The 18,139-nt window shown below is 64.8% G+C and carries 16 protein-coding genes; 6 read left to right on the forward strand and 10 right to left on the reverse strand.

The genetic code is table 11. The annotated features are described in order from the left end of the window. Nucleotides 1-33 precede the first annotated feature (33 nt). The 3 genes from WB785_RS02900 to WB785_RS02910 are packed head-to-tail and all read left to right on the forward strand — an operon-like array spanning nt 34 to nt 5,965. Nucleotides 34-705 (forward strand): hypothetical protein, encoded by a 672-nt coding sequence (locus WB785_RS02900; protein ID WP_424077193.1) that lies wholly within the window; start codon nt 34-36, stop codon nt 703-705. Further along, nucleotides 702-3,899, forward strand: a complete 3,198-nt coding sequence (locus tag WB785_RS02905) for an ATP-binding protein (protein WP_424077194.1) — start codon at nt 702-704, stop codon at nt 3,897-3,899. The genes WB785_RS02900 and WB785_RS02905 overlap by 4 nt, the downstream gene beginning before the upstream one ends. Continuing rightward, nucleotides 3,896-5,965: an FAD-dependent oxidoreductase gene (locus WB785_RS02910; protein WP_424077195.1), complete on the forward strand. Its 2,070-nt coding sequence runs from the start codon at nt 3,896-3,898 to the stop codon at nt 5,963-5,965. Before WB785_RS02905 ends, WB785_RS02910 begins: the two co-directional genes overlap by 4 nt. Here WB785_RS02910 and WB785_RS02915 read toward each other — a convergent pair. The 5 genes from WB785_RS02915 to WB785_RS02935 form a co-directional block, all read right to left on the reverse strand. Then, nucleotides 5,953-6,540: a GNAT family N-acetyltransferase gene (locus WB785_RS02915; protein WP_424077196.1), complete on the reverse strand. Its 588-nt coding sequence runs from the start codon at nt 6,538-6,540 to the stop codon at nt 5,953-5,955. The two genes, WB785_RS02910 and WB785_RS02915, sit on opposite strands and share 13 nt — an antisense overlap. After that, on the reverse strand, nt 6,537-7,799 hold the full coding sequence (locus tag WB785_RS02920) for a winged helix-turn-helix domain-containing protein (RefSeq protein WP_424077197.1): 1,263 nt from the start codon (nt 7,797-7,799) through the stop codon (nt 6,537-6,539). Before WB785_RS02920 ends, WB785_RS02915 begins: the two co-directional genes overlap by 4 nt. A gap of 25 nt (nt 7,800-7,824) precedes the next feature. Next, nucleotides 7,825-8,487, reverse strand: a complete 663-nt coding sequence (locus WB785_RS02925; RefSeq protein WP_424077198.1) for a cell division protein DivIVA — start codon at nt 8,485-8,487, stop codon at nt 7,825-7,827. A 97-nt stretch (nt 8,488-8,584) separates the two neighbouring features. Continuing rightward, nucleotides 8,585-9,064, reverse strand: a complete 480-nt coding sequence (locus tag WB785_RS02930) for a dihydrofolate reductase (RefSeq protein WP_424077199.1) — start codon at nt 9,062-9,064, stop codon at nt 8,585-8,587. A gap of 49 nt (nt 9,065-9,113) precedes the next feature. Beyond that, nucleotides 9,114-9,914, reverse strand: a complete 801-nt coding sequence (locus tag WB785_RS02935) for a thymidylate synthase (protein WP_424077200.1) — start codon at nt 9,912-9,914, stop codon at nt 9,114-9,116. Between the two features lie 43 nt (nt 9,915-9,957). On the opposite strand from WB785_RS02935, the gene WB785_RS02940 reads away from it, so the two are divergent. Continuing rightward, on the forward strand, nt 9,958-10,698 hold the full coding sequence (locus tag WB785_RS02940; RefSeq protein WP_424077201.1) for a dienelactone hydrolase family protein: 741 nt from the start codon (nt 9,958-9,960) through the stop codon (nt 10,696-10,698). Between the two features lie 20 nt (nt 10,699-10,718). Next, nucleotides 10,719-11,747 (forward strand): TIGR03617 family F420-dependent LLM class oxidoreductase, encoded by a 1,029-nt coding sequence (locus WB785_RS02945; RefSeq protein ID WP_424077202.1) that lies wholly within the window; start codon nt 10,719-10,721, stop codon nt 11,745-11,747. Here the strand turns inward: WB785_RS02945 and WB785_RS02950 are convergent. From WB785_RS02950 to WB785_RS02970, 5 genes are read right to left on the reverse strand one after another with little or no spacing between them, the layout of a single operon-like run. Continuing rightward, complete coding sequence (locus WB785_RS02950) at nt 11,722-12,711, reverse strand: aldo/keto reductase (RefSeq protein WP_424077203.1); 990 nt, start codon at nt 12,709-12,711, stop codon at nt 11,722-11,724. The two genes, WB785_RS02945 and WB785_RS02950, sit on opposite strands and share 26 nt — an antisense overlap. A gap of 14 nt (nt 12,712-12,725) precedes the next feature. After that, nucleotides 12,726-13,823 (reverse strand): acyl-CoA dehydrogenase family protein, encoded by a 1,098-nt coding sequence (locus tag WB785_RS02955; RefSeq protein ID WP_424077204.1) that lies wholly within the window; start codon nt 13,821-13,823, stop codon nt 12,726-12,728. Continuing rightward, the gene (locus WB785_RS02960) at nt 13,820-15,040 is read right to left on the reverse strand and encodes an acyl-CoA dehydrogenase family protein (protein ID WP_424077205.1); all 1,221 of its coding nucleotides are present in this window, start codon (nt 15,038-15,040) and stop codon (nt 13,820-13,822) included. Before WB785_RS02960 ends, WB785_RS02955 begins: the two co-directional genes overlap by 4 nt. Next, on the reverse strand, nt 15,037-15,798 hold the full coding sequence (locus tag WB785_RS02965) for an SDR family oxidoreductase (protein WP_424077206.1): 762 nt from the start codon (nt 15,796-15,798) through the stop codon (nt 15,037-15,039). Before WB785_RS02965 ends, WB785_RS02960 begins: the two co-directional genes overlap by 4 nt. Then, nucleotides 15,795-16,616, reverse strand: a complete 822-nt coding sequence (locus WB785_RS02970; RefSeq protein WP_424077207.1) for an SDR family oxidoreductase — start codon at nt 16,614-16,616, stop codon at nt 15,795-15,797. The genes WB785_RS02965 and WB785_RS02970 overlap by 4 nt, the downstream gene beginning before the upstream one ends. 146 nt (nt 16,617-16,762) lie before the next feature. On the opposite strand from WB785_RS02970, the gene WB785_RS02975 reads away from it, so the two are divergent. Then, a complete protein-coding gene (locus WB785_RS02975) occupies nt 16,763-18,133 on the forward strand; it encodes an FAD-binding oxidoreductase (RefSeq protein WP_424077208.1) in 1,371 nt (456 codons plus the stop codon). Nucleotides 18,134-18,139 lie beyond the last annotated feature (6 nt).

The raw sequence follows: 18,139 nt of genomic DNA on the forward strand, positions 1-18,139 counted from the left end.
ATCGCCACCCGTTACGCGACTATCGCTCGCAAGATGGTCGACGACGCGACACAGGTCGCGATCGATGCCTTCAACAAAACCAACGGCACCTCCGGCCCCTTCACCCAGAACGACGCGATCGAGGCGATGACCCAACTCGCCAGCATCGCGATCACCGGGGGGTCGTCGCTTGCCCGAATACCGTTGCAGATCCAGCCGGATTACCGTCCGATGCTGGTCGCCGACGAGGTCGCGTCGGTCGTACAACGTGCTCTGACCGACGCGGCGGCAGTCGCCGAGGACGCTGCGAAAAAGATCAACGCTGGCACCTTCAAAGACCACTGGGCCGACACGGCTGTCAAGTTGACCAGTATGGCCGTGCTTCGCACGGCCGAAGCCGCCGAAGCTATCGGCGCCGGACCGGGCGATTTGGCCAATCCGGTGATGAAGTTTGGACCGTTCAAGATCAGCGCCGTCAACACAAAAGATGTGCTCGTGCTCAAGATGAAAAAGCTGGCACGCGCCGGTGTTGATGAAAACATCGCCGGCCTGGTCAAATTCACGCCTACCAAAGGCGTCTTGAAGGCCGGCGCTATTAAGAGGGAGTACTGGTTGGTGATCAATACCGCAGGGATTCCCAGCGGCGTGTTCCAGGGCGAGGTCAGGGTTTCGATAAACAAAGTTGACCAGCCGAAATTAGCTCAGCAGGTCCTTGTCAACCTGTGAGCCGACCCGACCAACCCCCAGGCGTTGACGAACTGCTTGATCGCGCGCTGCGCGCGCTCGCCGAAGGGCGTCGGGCAACCGCCAACCGTCTGGCCGAGCAGGTTTTGGCCGTCGACCGTCACAACATCGATGCCGAGGATCTACTTGCCGCGCCTGCTGATCCAGGCGAAATCCGAAGGATAACAATCCTTTTCGCAGACCTCGTTGATTCGACAGCGTTGTCGACTCGAATCGACCCCGAGACGTATCGCACTGTGGTTGGACGCTACCGCGACGAGGTGCTACGTATCATTGAGCATTATGGTGGCCACCTCGGCACCACCAAGGGCGACGGGCTGCTCGCGGTCTTCGGCCACCCGGAAGCACATGAGGACGATGTCCAGCGTGCCGTGCAGGCCGGACTAGACATTACCCGCGAGGTCACGCTACTCAGCGCTCGTGTGCGGCGCCGCTTCGGTTTCGACATCGACGTGCGGGTCGGAATCCACCGTGGAATCGCATATTTGGATACCGCCCAGGATGACGTTTACGGCTTCGCGGCCAATCTCGCTGCTCGGATGTGCAGCCTCGCCGAACCCGGCACCGTTGCCGTATCTCAGCCCGTCGAGCAGCTCATCCGTACCCGATTCGAACTCAAGGCGCAGCTTCCCAAGGCCGTGAAGGGCGTCGAGGAACCGGTCCGTTATTTCCTGGTGGTGGCCGAGCGCGACGTAACCCGGACTCCCGAAGGCCCGCTTGTCGGCCGGGACAGCGAAATCGCCTATTTACAACACGCCTGGGCGCAGGCGAGCAGCGGAGAGTTGCACACCACCGGTGTGGTCTTTGTGGGCGAGGCCGGCATCGGCAAAAGCCGACTAGCGTGGTCGGCCGTCGAAATGGCGGAGCGGTCGCATGGCGTCGTCCTTCAATTGATCGGCTCGCCGTTCTACACCGATGTCGGCTTGCGACCGGTTCGTCGGTTATTAGAACGCCGCTGCGGCATCGGCCGCGAATCCCAACCGGAAGAACGACTTCGGCATCTACGCCGTGAGCTCGAGGAGCGTTCGCTCGACCCGGCTACCAGCGTCCCACTTTTGGCGCCGGTGTTGGGCATCGGTCCGGAAACCGGCTATAGCGCGGTACCCGCCGAGGGCCGCAAGCTCTATCAGCAAATCACCGGCGCGGTCCACGAATATTTGATGGCATGCAGCCGAGATGCCCCCTCGCTCATCCTCGTCGAGGATATGCACTGGTTCGACGAGGACACCTTCGACGTGGTCTGTTCGCTCTTAAGCGCCGACCTCGGCGGCCACGTCTTGGTCGTGATGACCAACCGCACCCAAATGTCTTTGCCCGACACCGCGAGAGCGCAGGCGTTCGAGCTCCAGCCACTCGGCGACGACGAATCCGACGAGTTGATCACTGCCTTGCACCCGGAGATTGGCCTCGATGAACAACGTGCGGTACGCCAACGCTGCGTTGGGATTCCGCTCTACATCGAAGAAGTGATCGCGAAGCTCAAGGAGCAACCTTCCGACGCGTCCAACTCGCACAGCGTGCCCGACACCCTGTATGAGGCGTTGTTCGCGCGTCTTCGTTCCAGTCAAAGTGCAGTACAGGTGGTCGAGGCGGCCGCGCTTATCGGCACCCGAATCGAACGTGGGTTGCTGCTCTCGGTGCTCGACTTGCCCAGGGATGACGTCGACGCGGTGATCGCCGAACTAGTGAATGCTCGTGTGCTGGAACCGCTCGGCGATGAAAGTTATCGTTTTCGCCATGACCTACTCCGCGAAGTAGCCGAGGAACTCTCGCCTCCCACGCTTCGTCGCAGTTTGCACAGCCGCATCGCCGACGGTCTGGCGTCGGCACAGGGCAATCCCGACTGGCCGCTCATTGCGCGTCACTACGAGCGTGCCGAGCGCTTTTCCGAGGCGGCCTCGGCCTACGCGGCGGCGTCGGCCAATGCCCGGCTGCGCGGCGCACTCCGTGAGGCACTGACCCACTTGGCGCACGCCATTTCACAAGCCGAGCACTGCCCCGCGGGAGGCGAACGGGACCGCTTCGAAATCGCGCTCCGGCTGGGACGCGCGTTCCTGGCTCAGGCGGCCGACGGCGTGGCAAGCGAGAACGCCGCGGCCGACTTCGAACGTTGTCTAGCCCTATGCAGCAGTGACTTAGCCGACGACGACCTGTTTTCGACGGTAATGTCGCTTTACCCGTACTACACGATGCGGGCCGACCTCGACCGCGCCGAACGACTGGTCACGTCGGTGCGTGCGCAGCTAACCGGTCCGCGGGAGTGCTTCCTACCCATCAACGAATTCGGGCTGGGTATGTTGGCTTGGTATCGCGGTGAATTCGGGTACGCGCACGAAAAGCTCGAGGTAGCGGCCAAAACGCTGACCGAGGAATGCACCCGTGACCTCGAAGCAATGCTGTTCATGCCCAACGATGCCACTGCCGGGCTGTACACGCATTTGGCGCTGGCCCGCTACATCGACGGTGACCTCGCCAGCGTCGCCGTTGAGTTGGACCGAGCTGAACAGCGTTGTGCTGAAATACCTTTCCCTAAGGGCGTCTTCAGCTTGGCCTATGCGCGCCAAATGGAATTGTTGATCCGGCTGGAAGCCGGTGAGCTGCAACGCGCCGCCGAGGCTGCGGTCGAGCTGATCACCCTGGGCGAGCAACACGGCTTTGATTTTTGGGCGCTCGTCGGGACAGCGCAACAGGGCACGGTGGCAGCCGTATCGGCCTTGGCGGACGATGCCGATCGGGTTATGTTGCAGCCGCACATAAACGGACTCACCGCATTCGTCGAGGTGTCGCGGGCGATGAACACGATCTCGCTTGTTACCTTCTACGACGCCATCCTGGCACGCCTGCTGATTGCCAGCGGCGAATTTTCTGAGGCCCGTGAGCGCCTGCAAACCGGGTTGGAATTGGCCGAACGGACCAGGATGCACTTCTACGACGCGGAGTTGCTGCGGCTGCGAGCCCACACCACCGACGGCATCGAGGCGCGTCGCAAGGATCTCCAGGCGGCATGGCAATTGGCCCGACGTCAGAATGCGCCGATCTTCGAGCTACGCGCGGCGACAGATCTCTTCGCGCTAGAGGGTGAGCAGGAACGGCAATCCCTCGCGGACACACTGAGCCAGTTTCCCGACGGGACTACTTGGCCGGAAGTCGCGCCCGCCCGGGCACTACTCGAGTGAGACGGCCCGGCGGGAAGGTCGCCATTATCGGTGGCGGCATGGCCGCGTTGAGCGCCGCGTGGCGGCTAAGTGAGCCCGGTTCGAGTGATCGCTTCGAGGCCATAACCGTCTACCAACGCGGCTGGCGGCTCGGTGGCAAGGCGGCATCCAGCCGCGGCCCTAATGGACGCATCGAGGAGCACGGGCTCCACATCTGGCTGGGATCGTATGAAAACGCATTCGCTCTGCTGCGGCAATGTTATGGCGAATTAGACAGGGCTTCAACAGATCCCGTGGCGCCGATACGAACATGGGAAGAGGCGATCGCGCCAGCCGACAACCCCGGACTGACCGACAGCTGGAACGATACCTGGGTCACCTGGCATGGCACACACCCGCGCGACGACACGCTGCCCGGCGACCCGGACAGTACGGGCCGCGAACTTACCGCGGTCGGGTTTGTCGAGCGCGCCCTACGATTGGTGCTTGCCTTCGCTGACTCGCTGCGGGATGCGGCGCCGGGGAGGCTGACGCTCAGCGCGTCGCCCGATCCCCCAGCGCCGCTGCCGTCGCCGCCGTTGGACGCGACACTGCGGGCGACACTGGCGACGCTCCTGGCAGTGCTGGACCCGCAATTCAGCCAAGCCCCAGCGGCCGAGGTGCTCGAACACACCCTTCTTGCGGTACGCAGCGCAATCGACGCTGACAACCGCGCAGATCGCAGGCGCAGTTGGGTGTTGATCTCGCTGGTCGTCGCCGCCGTGCGCGGCATCATCGCCGACAAGCTGATCACCGATACCCATGGCTTCGCGGCCATCAACGATGAGGACTTCTGCGACTGGATCATTCGACACGGCGCGCACCCTGATGTTCTCGACTCGGCGATGGTGCGCGGCGTCTATGACTTGGTGTTCGGTTACCGCGACGGTGACCCGCGGCGGCCCGCGGTTGCAGCCGGCGTGATGACATTCCTTATCGGCCAAGTGCTTTTCGGCTACCGCGGAGCGATTTTCTGGAAGATGACGGCCGGAATGGGTGATGTCGTAATCGCACCGCTGTATCAGGCACTGCGAAGGCGCGGTGTGAAATTCGAATTCTTCCACCGTCTCGACGCGCTGCACTTAGATACCGCGCGTCAGTCGATCGCCACGATAACGATGGCCCGCCAAGCCCAACTGGCCGACGGCCTTGAACACTACGAGCCGCTTAGCAGGATTCGCGGGCTACCGGTGTTCCCGAAACAGCCCCTCACCGAACAGCTCCGCACAACCGCTGGGCTGAATACGGCGGAATCGCATTTCGGCGCACATGACGACGTCGAGATACGGACACTGCGACATGGTGTCGATTTCGATCATGTGGTGCTTGCCGTGTCGATTGGGATGGTCCCGATGGTGGCCGGCGAGCTCATCGACGATCGCCAGGAATGGCGTGATATGACCACGCACGTCCGCACCGTGGCGACCCAGGCCTTCCAGATCTGGCTACGACCGGACGAGGAGTCACTCGGCTGCAACACACCCGGTGCGACCGTCAGCGGCTACTTGCCGCCATTCGATACCTGGGCCTCGATGCCCCAGACATTATGGGCCGAAGATTGGCCGCGCACAGAACATCCCGGTGCCGTCGCGTACTTTTGCGGCAGTCTCGACGCTCCCTGGCCCACAACGGATGACCCTTTCTGTTACGTGCGTCGATACACCGACCAGGTGCACTCCGCGGCCGTCGGATTTCTCGATCGTCATGTCGGGCTATACCTTCCGAACGCTGTCACCGAAGCGGGCTTCGGCTGGCATCTGCTCTGCGGCGTGAACGGTGAACGAGGGCGCGAGGCGTTGGCCACCCAGCACGTCAGCGTGAATATAGACCCGTCTGACCGCTACGTGCAGTCGTTGCCCGGCAGTGATCAATACCGGTTGCGACCCGACGAAAGTGGTTACGACAACTTGGTATTGGCCGGCGACTGGACAGATTGTGGGATGAACGCGGGCTGCATCGAGGCAGCTGTGATGTCGGGGCTGCAGGCCGCTAACGCGCTGCTTGGACGCAGCCGTTTCCACCGTATTCGCGGGCTTTATCTGCCCTGAGCCGGTTCTTCGACGGTGCCGGTCAGCGGCTCGCCGCGGCGCAACGAACCGATCCAGCCGTCGCGTCGCTCGCCACGCTGCTCGAGCAGCCCGCGGACGGTCCCCTCCATGCGGAAGCCGCACCGAGTCGCAACGCGACGGGACGGCCAGTTGCCGACTTGCGCGCGCCAGTACACCACCTGGATGCCTGGTATCCCGAAACCCCAAGCCAACACCAGCCGTAGCGCGCGCGTCATCACACCGTTGCCCCGTGCCCACGGGGCCAGCCCGAAGCCCACTTCAGCGCCGCCGACGCCGTCGAACCGCAAATCCACGCTGCCGGAGAAGCGCTCGCGGTATGCGATGGCGAGCACCGCCACGTTGGCCTGCCAGCCCTCTTCGACCCGGCGCAGAAATTCGTGTGCGTCGGCCTCGTTATATGGCACCGGGATGGTCGTCCAGCGCTGAAACTCGGGGTCGCGGCACTGCGCAACGATGTCGTCCACATCGCCGACACGCGGCAACCGCAACAGCAGGTCGGACCCATCGGTCAGCTCCGGAGCTGGCGGCAGCTGCACACGCTTACCCGACGTCATCGCGATTGCAGTTTCTTTCGCAGCTCGCCCGCCAGGTCGCCGCGCTTGCCGACCGTGACGCCGGCCAATCCGAGCCACGACGCCATCGCCGCCAGTTCATCGGCCAGTGCCGCGGCCACCTGAGAGGGCGAGCGGTCGGGTTCGATGAACGCAGCTACGACGTGCAGGGCGTCCGCGGTGCGGTCGGCCTTGAGGTCTACCCGCCCCACCAACTCACCGTCGAGCAGAAACGGCCAGACGTAGTAGCCGTACTGGCGCTGCGCCGCGGGAGTGTAAATCTCGATGCGGTAATGAAATTCGAATAGGCGCTGCACCCGTGGCCGGAAAAAGATCAGCGGGTCGAACGGACACAGCAGCGCCGTGCCACGGTCACGCCGCGGAATAGTTTGTCCTGCAACCAAATACGCTGGCGCCGACCAGCCCGCAACCTCGACTTGCTCCAGCTCGCCGTCGGCCACCAGCTTGGCGACCGCCGGCTTGGCCTGCCCTGCGGCCAACCGGAAGTAGTCGCGGATGTCGGCCTCGGTGCCCACCCCCAGCGCTCCGGCCGCCCGCAGCGTCAGCTCTCGGATGGCATCTTGCTCGTCAACCTCCCGCGCCAGCACCTCGGGCGGCAGCACCCGCTCGGTCAGGTCGTAGTGCCGGGCGAACCCGACCCGGGTCGCCGTGGTGAGCACGCCGGACGAGAAAAGCGCTTCGGCGACCCACTTGGTGTCGGTGCGGCCTCCCCACCAGTCTCCCCTCGGACCACGCGTCCCCGCCGCCAGATACGCCTCGATCTGCCCCGCGGTACTCGGGCCGAGCTCGGCGATGGCGGTGACGATCTTGTCGGCGAGCTTCGGGTTGGCCTTCACGATGTGGGTGCCCCACCGGCCGTGCTGATATTGGCGCATCCGCCAGCGCAGCAATGGCCAGTCGTCGACCGCCATCAGCGCGGCCTCATGCGCCCAGTACTCCACCAAAAGTCGTGGTGAGCGGGCTGAATGCTCCCAGGCCGCCCGGTCCAGTACGCCACGGTCGTAGGGCCCGAGCCGACTGAACACCGGCGCATAATGCGCGCGTACAGCCACCGACACCGAATCCAATTGCAGCACTTGGATGCGTGAGATCAACCGCCGCAAATGCGCCCGGGTTACCGCACCGGTGGGCCGCAGCTCGCTAAAACCCTGGGCCGCAACGGCTATCCGCCGGGCTTGCGCAGCGGTCAGCTTGGGGGAACTGGTCGACACGGCGCCGAGAATACCGCTCGGTACCGACACTCTCGCCCGTCTTTGCGACGGCGGCTCAGTCCCCCGGCGGATTCTTCAGTTCTTGGTATGCCAACTCCAGATCGGCCGGAACCGCTTCCAGGTCGCGGTAAACACCCATCAAATGCTCCAGGACCTTGACCCGTTGCTGGATCGCCTCGTCCGCCGCCCGGCGAGCCTGCTCGCGATAATGATCGGCCTCGAGCTTTACATCGGCGAAGAGTTGCTCACGCTCTGCCTGGGCGTCGTCACGAATGCTGGCCAGCTCGGCCTCAAGCTTTTCCTTGGAGTTCGCATACTCGACTTCCAGGGCCTTCTGCTGCGCGATCAGGTCGGCCACCTGGTCCTTGTGCTTTCGCTGCTCGGCTTCGACCTCGGCCTCGGCCGCCGCGATCAGCGCTTCCGCCTCGGCTCGCGCCTCGGCCTGCATCTCGGCGACCTCGTCGACGGCGCGCCGCAGCATATTCGCCATCCGTTGTTGCATCGCGTGCGGTGACGGCGAGGTTTCGGTGAGCAGCGCGACCTCTTTTCGCAGGCCGACTGCCTCATCCCCGAGTTCCTTCAACCGCGCCCGAAGGCTCTCGACGTCGTCGAGCACCAATTGCTGCTTGGTGGTCAACATTTCGATGTGGGCGTCAACCGCAGCCGGATCGTATCCTCGGAATCTGCGAGTGAATGTGTTCGCGGATTCGGGTTCCAAAACTACTTCCCCCTTCTGAAATCGCCTGGTGCACCCCGTGGACCCAACCCCCGAGGTCGAGTATGGCACGGTCGTCGCCGGTGCAGGTCACGAGCGCTTAGCGGCGAAGGTAGGTGTGAAACCGGTACCGCAGCCCGGTGCGGCTGGTCTCCCACTCCCCCGCTGTACCGACCCACGCCTCATCGAGCACCGGGGCGACGACGTCGCCGTCATCGCGGGGCAGGTCGATTTCCACCTCGGTGACCTCGCACCGGCTGGCCCGCGCCATCGCCAGCGTATAGATTTGCTCGCCGCCCACCACCCAGGTGTCGGGATCGGTCAGCGCCTCGTCGAGAGTCCGCACCACCGTCGCGCCGTCAGCAGTGAAGCCGGCCTGCTGGGTCAACACCACGTTTCTGCGGCCCGGCAGTGGCCGAAACTTCGCCGGCAGCGACTCCCAGGTGCGCCGGCCCATCACCACGGTGTGACCCATCGTGAGCGCTTTGAAGCGGATCTGATCCTCGGGCAGTCGCCACGGAATACCGCCAGCGCGACCGATGATCCCCGACGTCGATTGAGCCCAGATCAGCTGGGTCACGTGCGCCACTCCTCGATCCCGGCTACGCCGGCATCATCGTCGTGTCGCGTCATACGGCGACGGGTGCCTTGATCGCGGGATGTGGATCGTAGTTCTGCACGACGATATCGTCGTAGGTGTAGTCGAAAATCGAATCACGATGCGCTAGAACGAGTTCCGGGTACGGCCGGGGGTCGCGGCTGAGCTGCTGGGCGACCTGCTCGACGTGGTTGTCGTAAATGTGACAATCTCCGCCGGTCCAGATGAACTCGCCGACCGCCAAACCGGATTGCGCGGCCATCATGTGGGTCAGCAGCGCGTAGCTGGCGATGTTGAACGGCACACCGAGGAAGAGGTCGGCGCTGCGCTGATAGAGCTGACAGCTGAGCCGGCCGTCGGCCACGTAGAACTGGAACAGCACATGGCACGGCGCCAACGCCATCTGCGGGATCTCGCCGACGTTCCACGCCGACACGATGATGCGTCGGGAATCCGGATCGGTCCGCAGCAGCTTCAGCGCTGCGCTGATCTGGTCGACGTGTTCACCGGACGGAGTCGGCCAAGATCGCCACTGCACTCCGTAGACCGGACCGAGATCGCCGGTGTCGCTTGCCCATTCGTCCCAGATCGTCACTCCGTGCTGCTGCAACCAGCCGACGTTGGCGTCGCCGCGCAAGAACCACAGCAGCTCGTAGACCACCGACTTCAGGTGCACCTTCTTGGTGGTGATGAGCGGGAAGCCGGCCGATAGGTCGTATCGCATCTGGTGACCGAACAGGCTGCGGGTGCCGGTGCCGGTGCGGTCGGCTTTGGGCGTGCCCCGCTCGAGTACCCGCCGCAGCAGATCCTCGTACGGCGTGGCGATTGGCACGCCCCCCAGCGTACGTCGAAACCCGCGGAGTAAAACGGTAGCCATGCCGAATATCACCGATACCATCACCACTGCCGACGGCGCGTGCACCGTCGGCCTGTTCACCCCTGAGGGCGAGGGGCCCTGGCCCGGCGTGGTCATGTACCCCGACGCCGGCGGGCCGCGCGACACGTTCGACGAGATGGGCGCCAAGCTGGCCGACTTCGGTTACGCGGTGCTGGTGCCCGACATCTACTACCGCCTGGGCGACTGGCAGCCGATCGACATGAAGACCGCATTCAGCGATCCCGAAGAGCGCAAGCGGCTGATGTCGATGATGGGCAGCGTGACACAGGACAGGATGGTGATGGACGCCGGCGCATTCTTCGACTACCTGGCCGCCCGCCCCGAGGTCAGCGGCGACAAGTTCGGCACGACTGGCTACTGCATGGGTGGCCGGACATCGTTCACCGTGGCCGGGCGGGTACCGGACCGGGTCGCCGCAGCGGCGTCCTTCCACGGCGGCGGCCTGGTGACCGACAGCGAGGACAGCCCTCATCTGCGGGCCGACGCGATCCAGGCCGCGATCTACGTGGGCGGCGCGGAGAACGACGGATCGTTCACCGCCGATCACGCCGAGCAACTCGAGAAGGCGCTGACGGCGGCGGGCGTCGAGCACACGATCGAGACCTACCCGGCCGCGCACGGGTTCGCGGTACCGGACAACGGGCCCTACGACGTCGCCGCGGCCGACCGGCACTGGGCGGCGACGCGCGACTTCTTCGGCGCGCACCTGGGCGGATAGACGAGCCGTAGGCTCCGAGGATGTACGTCGACGCGATGACGGTTCCGGGGCCGCTCGGCAAGACTGGTGACCTGGCCCGACGAACGCAGTCCGCGGGGTTCTCCGGTCTGTTGTTCACCGAGACGGGCCGGACGGCGTATCTCAACGCCGCGGTGGCCTCGCAGGCTGCGCCCGGGCTCGAGTTGTCGACGGGTGTCGCGGTGGCTTTTCCGCGCAGCCCGTTCATCACCGCAGCCACGGCGTGGGAACTTCAGGACGCGACCGGCGGAAAGTTCCGACTGGGGCTGGGCACGCAGGTCCGCACTCATGTTGTGCGGCGCTACGGCGTGGCGTTCGAGCGGCCGGGTCCGCGGCTGCGTGACTACCTGCTCGCAGTCAAGGCGTGCTTCTCGGCCTTCCGCAGCGGAAAGCTCGACCACCACGGTGAGTTCTACGACCTCGATTTCATTACTCCGCAGTGGAGCCCGGGGCCGATTGACGCTCCCGACCCGAAAGTCGATATCGCCGCAGTGAATCCGTGGATGCTGCGGATGGCGGGCGAGGTCGCCGACGGGGTGCATGTCCATCCGATCGGCGAGCCCGGCTATCTGGCCCGTCACGTCCTGCCGGACGTGGCCGAGGGAGCAGCGAAGGCGGGACGCTCGGAGGCGGACATCGCGATCATCGTGCCGGTGATGACGATCGTCGGCGACACCGACGAAGAGCGGGAAAAGCAACGAGAAATCGTGCGCGCCAGCATGGCCTTCTACGGAAGCACACCCAACTACGCCTTCATCTGGGACGAGGCTGGGTTCGAGGGCACGACAGCCCGGATTCGGGAGAAGCAAAAGGCCGGCGACTTCGCCGGCATGGCGGCCCAGGTCAGCGACGACCACGTCGCCGCGTTCGCCACCGAGTCGACGTGGGACAAGTTGGCCGACGCGCTGATAGATAAATACGCCGCGACCGCGACGCGCCTGGTGCTGTACAACGCCGTTGGCGATCCGGAGCGTTACGAGCGGTATGGCGAGGTGGCCCGCCGAGTCAGCGGCCGATCAACCGCTGCATGAAGTCGGGATAACGCGCGCCCTGCACCTCGATACCTGCTGCGGCGCCGTCGATTTCGTGTAGGTCCTCGGCGGTCAGCTCGACATCAGCTGCCCCGAGGTTTTCCGCCAGACGTTCTAAGCGCCGGGTGCCGGGGATCGGCACGATCCACGGCTGCTGCGCAAGCAGCCATGCCAACGCGATCTGGCCGGGTGTCGCGCCCTTGCCGGCCGCGATCGTCTGCAGCAGGTCCACTACGGCGCGGTTGGCCTCGCGGACGTCGGCGGCAAACCGGGGAATGCTGTTGCGGATGTCAGATTTGTCGAATTGTGTGTTCTCGCTGATACTTCCGGTGAGAAAGCCCTTGCCAAGCGGGCTGTACGGCACGAAGCCGATGCCGAGTTCGGCCAGCGTCGGCAGCACCCCAGTGTCGGGGGCTTCGGGTTCTCGCCACCACAACGAGTACTCGCTTTGCACCGCGGTCACGGGTTGCACCGCGTGGGCGCGACGAATGGCCTGGGCTGACGCCTCTGACATCCCGAAATGCTTCACCTTGCCGTTTTGGATCAGCTCCTTGACCGTTCCGGCCACATCCTCGATCGGAACCTCGGGGTCCACCCGGTGCTGGTAGAGCAAGTCGATGCTCTCCACGCCGAGCCGCCGTAGGGAGTTGTCGGCAACCTCTTTGATGTGCTCGGGTCGACTGTCCAGTCCGGCGATGTTGCCGTCGGCGGCGAATTTGAAGCCGAACTTGGTCGCGATCACCACCTGTCGCGCGAACGGCGCCAGGGCCTCGCCCACCAATTCCTCGTTGTCACCATAGGCTTCGGCGGTGTCGAAGAAAGTGACGCCGCGGTCGACGGCGGCGCGGATTACCTCGATCATCTCCGCTCTGGACCCCGACGGTCCGAAGCCGCGGCTCATGCCCATGCAGCCCAACCCAATTGCCGACACCTCGAGGTTCTCACCGAGGATGCGCTTATCCACTTTGTCTCCTCTAGTCACGACAGCGGCAGGTCAACCAGTTCGGCCAACCGGGCGCGGTGGCGGTAGGCGGTGCCGAACGCCAGCTGATCGCTCTTCGCCCGCTTCAGGTACAGATGCGCCGGGTACTCCCACGTCATCCCGAGGCCGCCGTGCAGCTGAACGCATTCCTCGGCGGCGTGCACGGCCGCATCGCTGCAGTAAGCCTGCGCGACGGCGGCGGCGATCGTTGCGTCGTCGTCTCGGCGCGCGCAGGTGTCGGCGGCGTATCGGGCGGCTGCGGCAGCAGAATTGAGTTCGATCCACAGATCGGCCAGACGGTGCTTGATGGCTTGGTATGACCCGATCGCTCGGCCAAACTGCTTGCGCTGCTTGGTATAAGCCAGCGTGGTGTCAAAGCACCACTGCGCAATACCCAGCTGCTCTGAGGCGAGCAGGGCCGCGCCCGTCTGCAGTGCCGCCCGCACAGCGGCGTCGCCAGCACCGACGCGCGACGATGCAGCCGACGAAAACTCAATATTCGCAAGCGGTCTCGTCATATCCAAGGTGAGTATCGGCGACACGTCGACGCCCGCCGCGTCGCGGGAGACGGTGTGCAGCTCCAGCCCGTCCGGTCCGGCCACCGGCACCACCAGCACGTCGGCCTCGCTGGCACCGGCCACACTGGTAACTCGTCCGGTCAGCCCACTGGCACTGCCGCTGACACCGACTCCGGCGACCGTGTCGTCGGGCGGGGTGGACAGTGGCACCGTCAGCGCAGCGGTCAGCGAACCCGCGGCCAATCCTTTGACCGTCTCGGTGTCCCCGGCCTCTAGCAGCGCGACAGTGGCGAGCACCCCGCTGGACAGAAATGGCACCGGAGCGACGGCTCGGCCGATCTCTTCCATGACGACGGCCGCCTCACGCGCACCCGCGCCCGCCCCGCCGAATTGATCAGGCACCAGCAACCCGGCCATACCCAGATCGGCCGCCAGAGCGTGCCAGACATTGGAAAAGTCATGCGCCGCAGGGCCATAGGCGCTCACTACCGATTCCGCGGGGCACCGGTCGGCGAACAGGCGGCGCACGCTGTCCCGCAGTGCTTCCTCGGTGTCGGAGTACAGCAAGTCGCTCATCGGTCTAGATCCTTGAATGCGATGTCCTTGTCGACCCGGTGTTCCGGCGGCAGGCCGAGGATGCGCTCGGCGATGGTGTTGCGCAGGATTTCCGACGTTCCGCCCTCGATCGAATTGCCCCTCGCCCGCAGGTAGCGATATCCCGGTTCACGCCCAGTGAAATCGACCCCGTCGGGTTGACGCATGGTCCAATCGTCATAACGCAGGCCGGATTCGGGGTGCAGCTCGATCTCGAAGCCCGAAATCGCCTGCGCCAGACGGGCGAACGTCACTTTCATGCCGGCGCCCTCCGGCCCGGGCTGGCCGGCGGTGAGCCGCTGGCGCAGTCGCAGCCCGGTCAGCCGGGCGACCTCGGCTTCCACCCATAGCCGCATCAGCTCGTCGTGCATCGCCGGATCGCGCAGCTGCGGTTCGGCCCGCCATGCGCCGGTGACCTTACCGATCATCCCCGTTTCCCGCGTGATGCCGGCCATCGAGCCGATGGCCATGCGTTCGTTATTCAGCGTCGTCGTCGCGACCTTCCAGCCACCGCCCTCGGGGCCGAGCCGGTTCGCGTCGGGCACTCGAACATCGGTCAGGAACACCTCATTGAACTCGGCTTCGCCGGTGATCTGACGGAGCGGGCGCACATCGACGCCGGGATCGGTCATGTCGCAGACAAAATAGGTCAGGCCTTGATGTTTGGGAACGGTCGGGTCGGTCCGTGCGACCAGGATCGCTCGCTGGGCTTTCTGCGCGCTCGACGTCCAGACCTTCTGACCGTTGACAATCCAGTCTGCGTCTTTTTCCAAGCCGTCACGCAACGCGCGGGTGGAAACCCCGGCCAGGTCCGACCCGGCACCCGGCTCACTGAACAATTGACAATAGAAGTGCTCGCCGGTAAACAACGGCCGCAGGAAGTTTCGTTGCTGCTCCGGGCTGCCGAACGCGGCAATGGTCGGCGCCGCCATGCCCATCCCGATGCCGTTGTGTGGTCCGCCTCCCGGCGGCGCACCCGCCGCAGCTAAATCGGCTTCGACCTGCGACTGGAAGCTTCGCGGCAGGTCGAGCCCGCCGGATCCACGCGGGAAGTGCACCCAGGCCAGCCCGGCATCGAAGCGTGCCGCCAGGAAATCCCGGGGATCGCTGCTCGCCGGGTCGTGCTCGTCGAGCAGCCTTCGCACCCGGGCACGCAGGTCCTCGGCGATTGCCTGCTCGGCCTGCTCACCAGTGCTCATCGGAACGCCGCCGCATCACCGAGTAGTTGGCCGCCGTCGATCACCATGGTGTCGCCGGTGATCCAGCTGGCCTCATCCGATACCAGGAAGGCGACCGCGGCCGCGACGTCGGACGGCTCGCCGATGCGCCCCACCGCGGACGACGCCGACAGGGCATCTTCGTGGTCCTTCCACAGCGCCTCGGCGAGCCTGGTGCGAACCACACCCGGGCAGATCGCATTCACCCGCACGTGTGGTGAAAGTTCAAGCGCCAGTTGCTTGGTTACGTGAATCAACGCCGCCTTGGTGGCGTTGTACATGCCCATGTTCGGCGACTGATGCAGGCCGCCGATAGAAGCGGTGTTGACGACGACGCCGCCGTGCTCGCCCATCCACGCCTTGACCGCGAGCGAGGTCCATAGCAGTGGCGCCCAAAGGTTGACCTCAAAGATTTTGGCGAAGCGGGCGTGGTCCTGCTCGATCAGCGGCCCATACGCCGGGTTGGTGCCGGCGTTGTTGATCAGGATGTCGATGCCGCCGAAACGGTCGAGTGTCAGCTCGACGCAGTGTTTAGCGGCGTCCTCGTCCACAGCGTGAGCGGCCACGCCAATGGCATTGCCGCCGACCTGCTCGGCAGCCGCGTCTGCGCTGTCCTGCTTGCGGGCGGTAAGCACCACGTTGGCGCCGGCGTTGGCCAGTCGCTGCGCGATGGCCAAGCCGATACCTCGCGACGCCCCGGTGACGATCGCGGTTCGGCCGTCTAGCTCCGGTGAGCTCATTGCGCCTCCTCTAACAGGCTGCGTTGGTAGCGGCGCATGCCGTTTAGCCAACGGTCGTAGTCGGTGCCTTTTTGCCGGTACATGTCCAGCACGCTAGCGTGCGGAAGAATCAGGAAACGCTCCTCCTCGATGGCCGCCAGCACAGCGTCGGCGACATCGGCTGGCTCAAGCACATTGCCTGCGGCGGTCACCGCTCGGGTGGCCAGGTCACCGAGCGGGTCACCGGACTGCTCGCCCTCATATAACAGCTTGGTGTTCACGCCCATCGGGCACAAACAGCTCACCCGCACGCCTTGGTCGCCGTAGGTGATGTTCAACCATTCGGCGAAGCCGACGGCGGCGTGCTTGGTAACCGCGTAGGCCGCCGCTCCGAGTTGGGTGAGTAGCCCCGCCGCCGAGGCGGTGCTAACGAAGTAGCCCTCCCCCCGCTCGACCCAGCCCGGTACCAGCAATTGGGCCGCGCGGATATGTGCCCGCACGTTGACGTCGAAGGACCGGTCCCATTCCTTCTCACTGACGTCCAAGCCGGGAGCGCCGGTGATGCCCGCATTCGCGAAATACAGGTCGACCGGGCCGAATCCGCTCTCGGCAAGCGTGATCAACCGCTGGATCTGTGCGGTGTCGGTGACATCGGCACCCGCAGCGATTGCCGCACCGGGCCGCTCGGCGTTGATCGCACCGGCCACTGCGTCGGCGGCGCTGGAGTTTATGTCAGCCACGACGATGCGGGCATCGTGCTGTGCCAGCTTGGTGGCCAACGCGCTGCCGATGCCGTTGCCGCCGCCGGTGACAATGGCGACCTTGTCGGCAACCTTCATAAGCGCATCCTCTTTTATCGCGGGCCGAGATCGCGGCCGGGTTGACAATCCGCAAGACACAGGGCCCGTTAAGCGTATGTCGGTCAGGTCCGCCGTCACGTCGAAGGTCGGCCAATTACAACGGACCGGGTGTAGCGTCCGCCGATATGACGACGAGTGCGTACGTCACGTCCCTAGCAGAGAGGTTTTCCGGGCAGATCTTGACCCCAGAGGACCAGGACTACGATGTCGCGCGCGGGATTCACAACGGCCTGATCGACAAGAGGCCCGCATTGATCGCGCGGTGCTTGAACACCGCCGACGTGATTGACGCGGTCAATACAGCACGGGATGCCGGGCTTGAGGTATCCGTTCGCGGCGGCGGCCACAACGTCGCCGGCAAGTCGGTCACCGAAGGCGGAGTGATGACTGACCTTTCGCTGATGAAAGCGATCCACGTCGATCCCCTCCAACCCACCGTCCGCGCACAGGGCGGCGTCACGATCCGAGAGCTGGACCGTACGACCGGTGTATTCGGTCTCGCGACCCCGACCGGTGTGGTGTCGAGCACGGGAATCGCCGGCCTCATACTCGGAGGCGGCCAGGGCTGGCTGATGGGACGCTACGGCATAGCGGCCGACAACCTCCTCGCTGCAGAGATTGTGCTCGCCTCCGGCGAGGTGGTGACTGCCAGCGACGAGGACAACCCAGATCTGTTCTGGGCGATCCGCGGCGGCGGCGGCAACTTCGGCATAGTCACGTCTTTCGAGCTGCGCGCGCACCCGGTGAAAAGCGTTCTCAGCGGACCAGTGCTGCATGTCCTCGACGCCGCGCCCTCGCTGCTCTCGTTTTATCGCGACTTCTGCGCCGAGTTGCCTGACGAGCTCGGGACCCAGGCCGCCTTCCTGCCCGCGCCCGATGGCTCCGGCACGAAGCTCTGCGCGGTCGCGATCTGCCACTGCGGACAGGACCACGACCAGGCCGAGACTGACGTCCGCGCACTCCGCGGGTTTGGCGCCCCCGCCGCAGACATGATTCAACGGGTGCCGTACCAGGTCACGAACACCGGCGTCGACTGGCTCTTCAACCCGGGAACGCTCAACTATTGGAAGTCCGCGTTCTTCACCGAGCTCACCGACGCGGCGATCGCAACTCTCGTCGAGGCGTTCGAACGGGCCCCAACTGACTTGTGCGCGCTAATCATCGAGGATTTCCACGGCGCAGCAACCCGGATTGACCCGACCAGCACCGCCTACCCACATCGCGAACGTGGGCACAACCTGCTGCTCATCTCCCAATGGATCGACCCATCTGACACCGACACGTGCATCGAGTGGGCACGCGCGACCTTCGAGGCGCTCGCACCGCACATGGCGAACCGCTGCTACACGAACTACCTATCCGCCGATGACCACGACCGCGTTCGGCAGGCCTATGGCGTAAATTACGAACGGCTCGTCGAACTGAAGCGACGATACGACCCCGGTAATTTCTTTCACCTCAACCAGAACATCGACCCCTCCGCAAGCGCGGGATAGAGCCAT

It is taken from the genome of Mycobacterium sp. (assembly GCF_049585075.1).
Classification (GTDB): domain Bacteria; phylum Actinomycetota; class Actinomycetes; order Mycobacteriales; family Mycobacteriaceae; genus Mycobacterium.

Coding starts and splice junctions, on each gene's coding strand:
- WB785_RS02900 (WP_424077193.1), top strand. CDS start 34: ATGGTCGACGACGCGACACAGGTCGCGATCGATGCCTTCAACAAAACC.
- WB785_RS02965 (WP_424077206.1), bottom strand. CDS start 15,798: ATGAGCTCACCGGAGCTAGACGGCCGAACCGCGATCGTCACCGGGGCG.
- WB785_RS02940 (WP_424077201.1), top strand. CDS start 9,958: ATGCCGAATATCACCGATACCATCACCACTGCCGACGGCGCGTGCACC.
- WB785_RS02945 (WP_424077202.1), top strand. CDS start 10,719: ATGTACGTCGACGCGATGACGGTTCCGGGGCCGCTCGGCAAGACTGGT.
- WB785_RS02970 (WP_424077207.1), bottom strand. CDS start 16,616: ATGAAGGTTGCCGACAAGGTCGCCATTGTCACCGGCGGCGGCAACGGC.
- WB785_RS02960 (WP_424077205.1), bottom strand. CDS start 15,040: ATGAGCACTGGTGAGCAGGCCGAGCAGGCAATCGCCGAGGACCTGCGT.
- WB785_RS02955 (WP_424077204.1), bottom strand. CDS start 13,823: ATGAGCGACTTGCTGTACTCCGACACCGAGGAAGCACTGCGGGACAGC.
- WB785_RS02915 (WP_424077196.1), bottom strand. CDS start 6,540: ATGACGTCGGGTAAGCGTGTGCAGCTGCCGCCAGCTCCGGAGCTGACC.
- WB785_RS02975 (WP_424077208.1), top strand. CDS start 16,763: ATGACGACGAGTGCGTACGTCACGTCCCTAGCAGAGAGGTTTTCCGGG.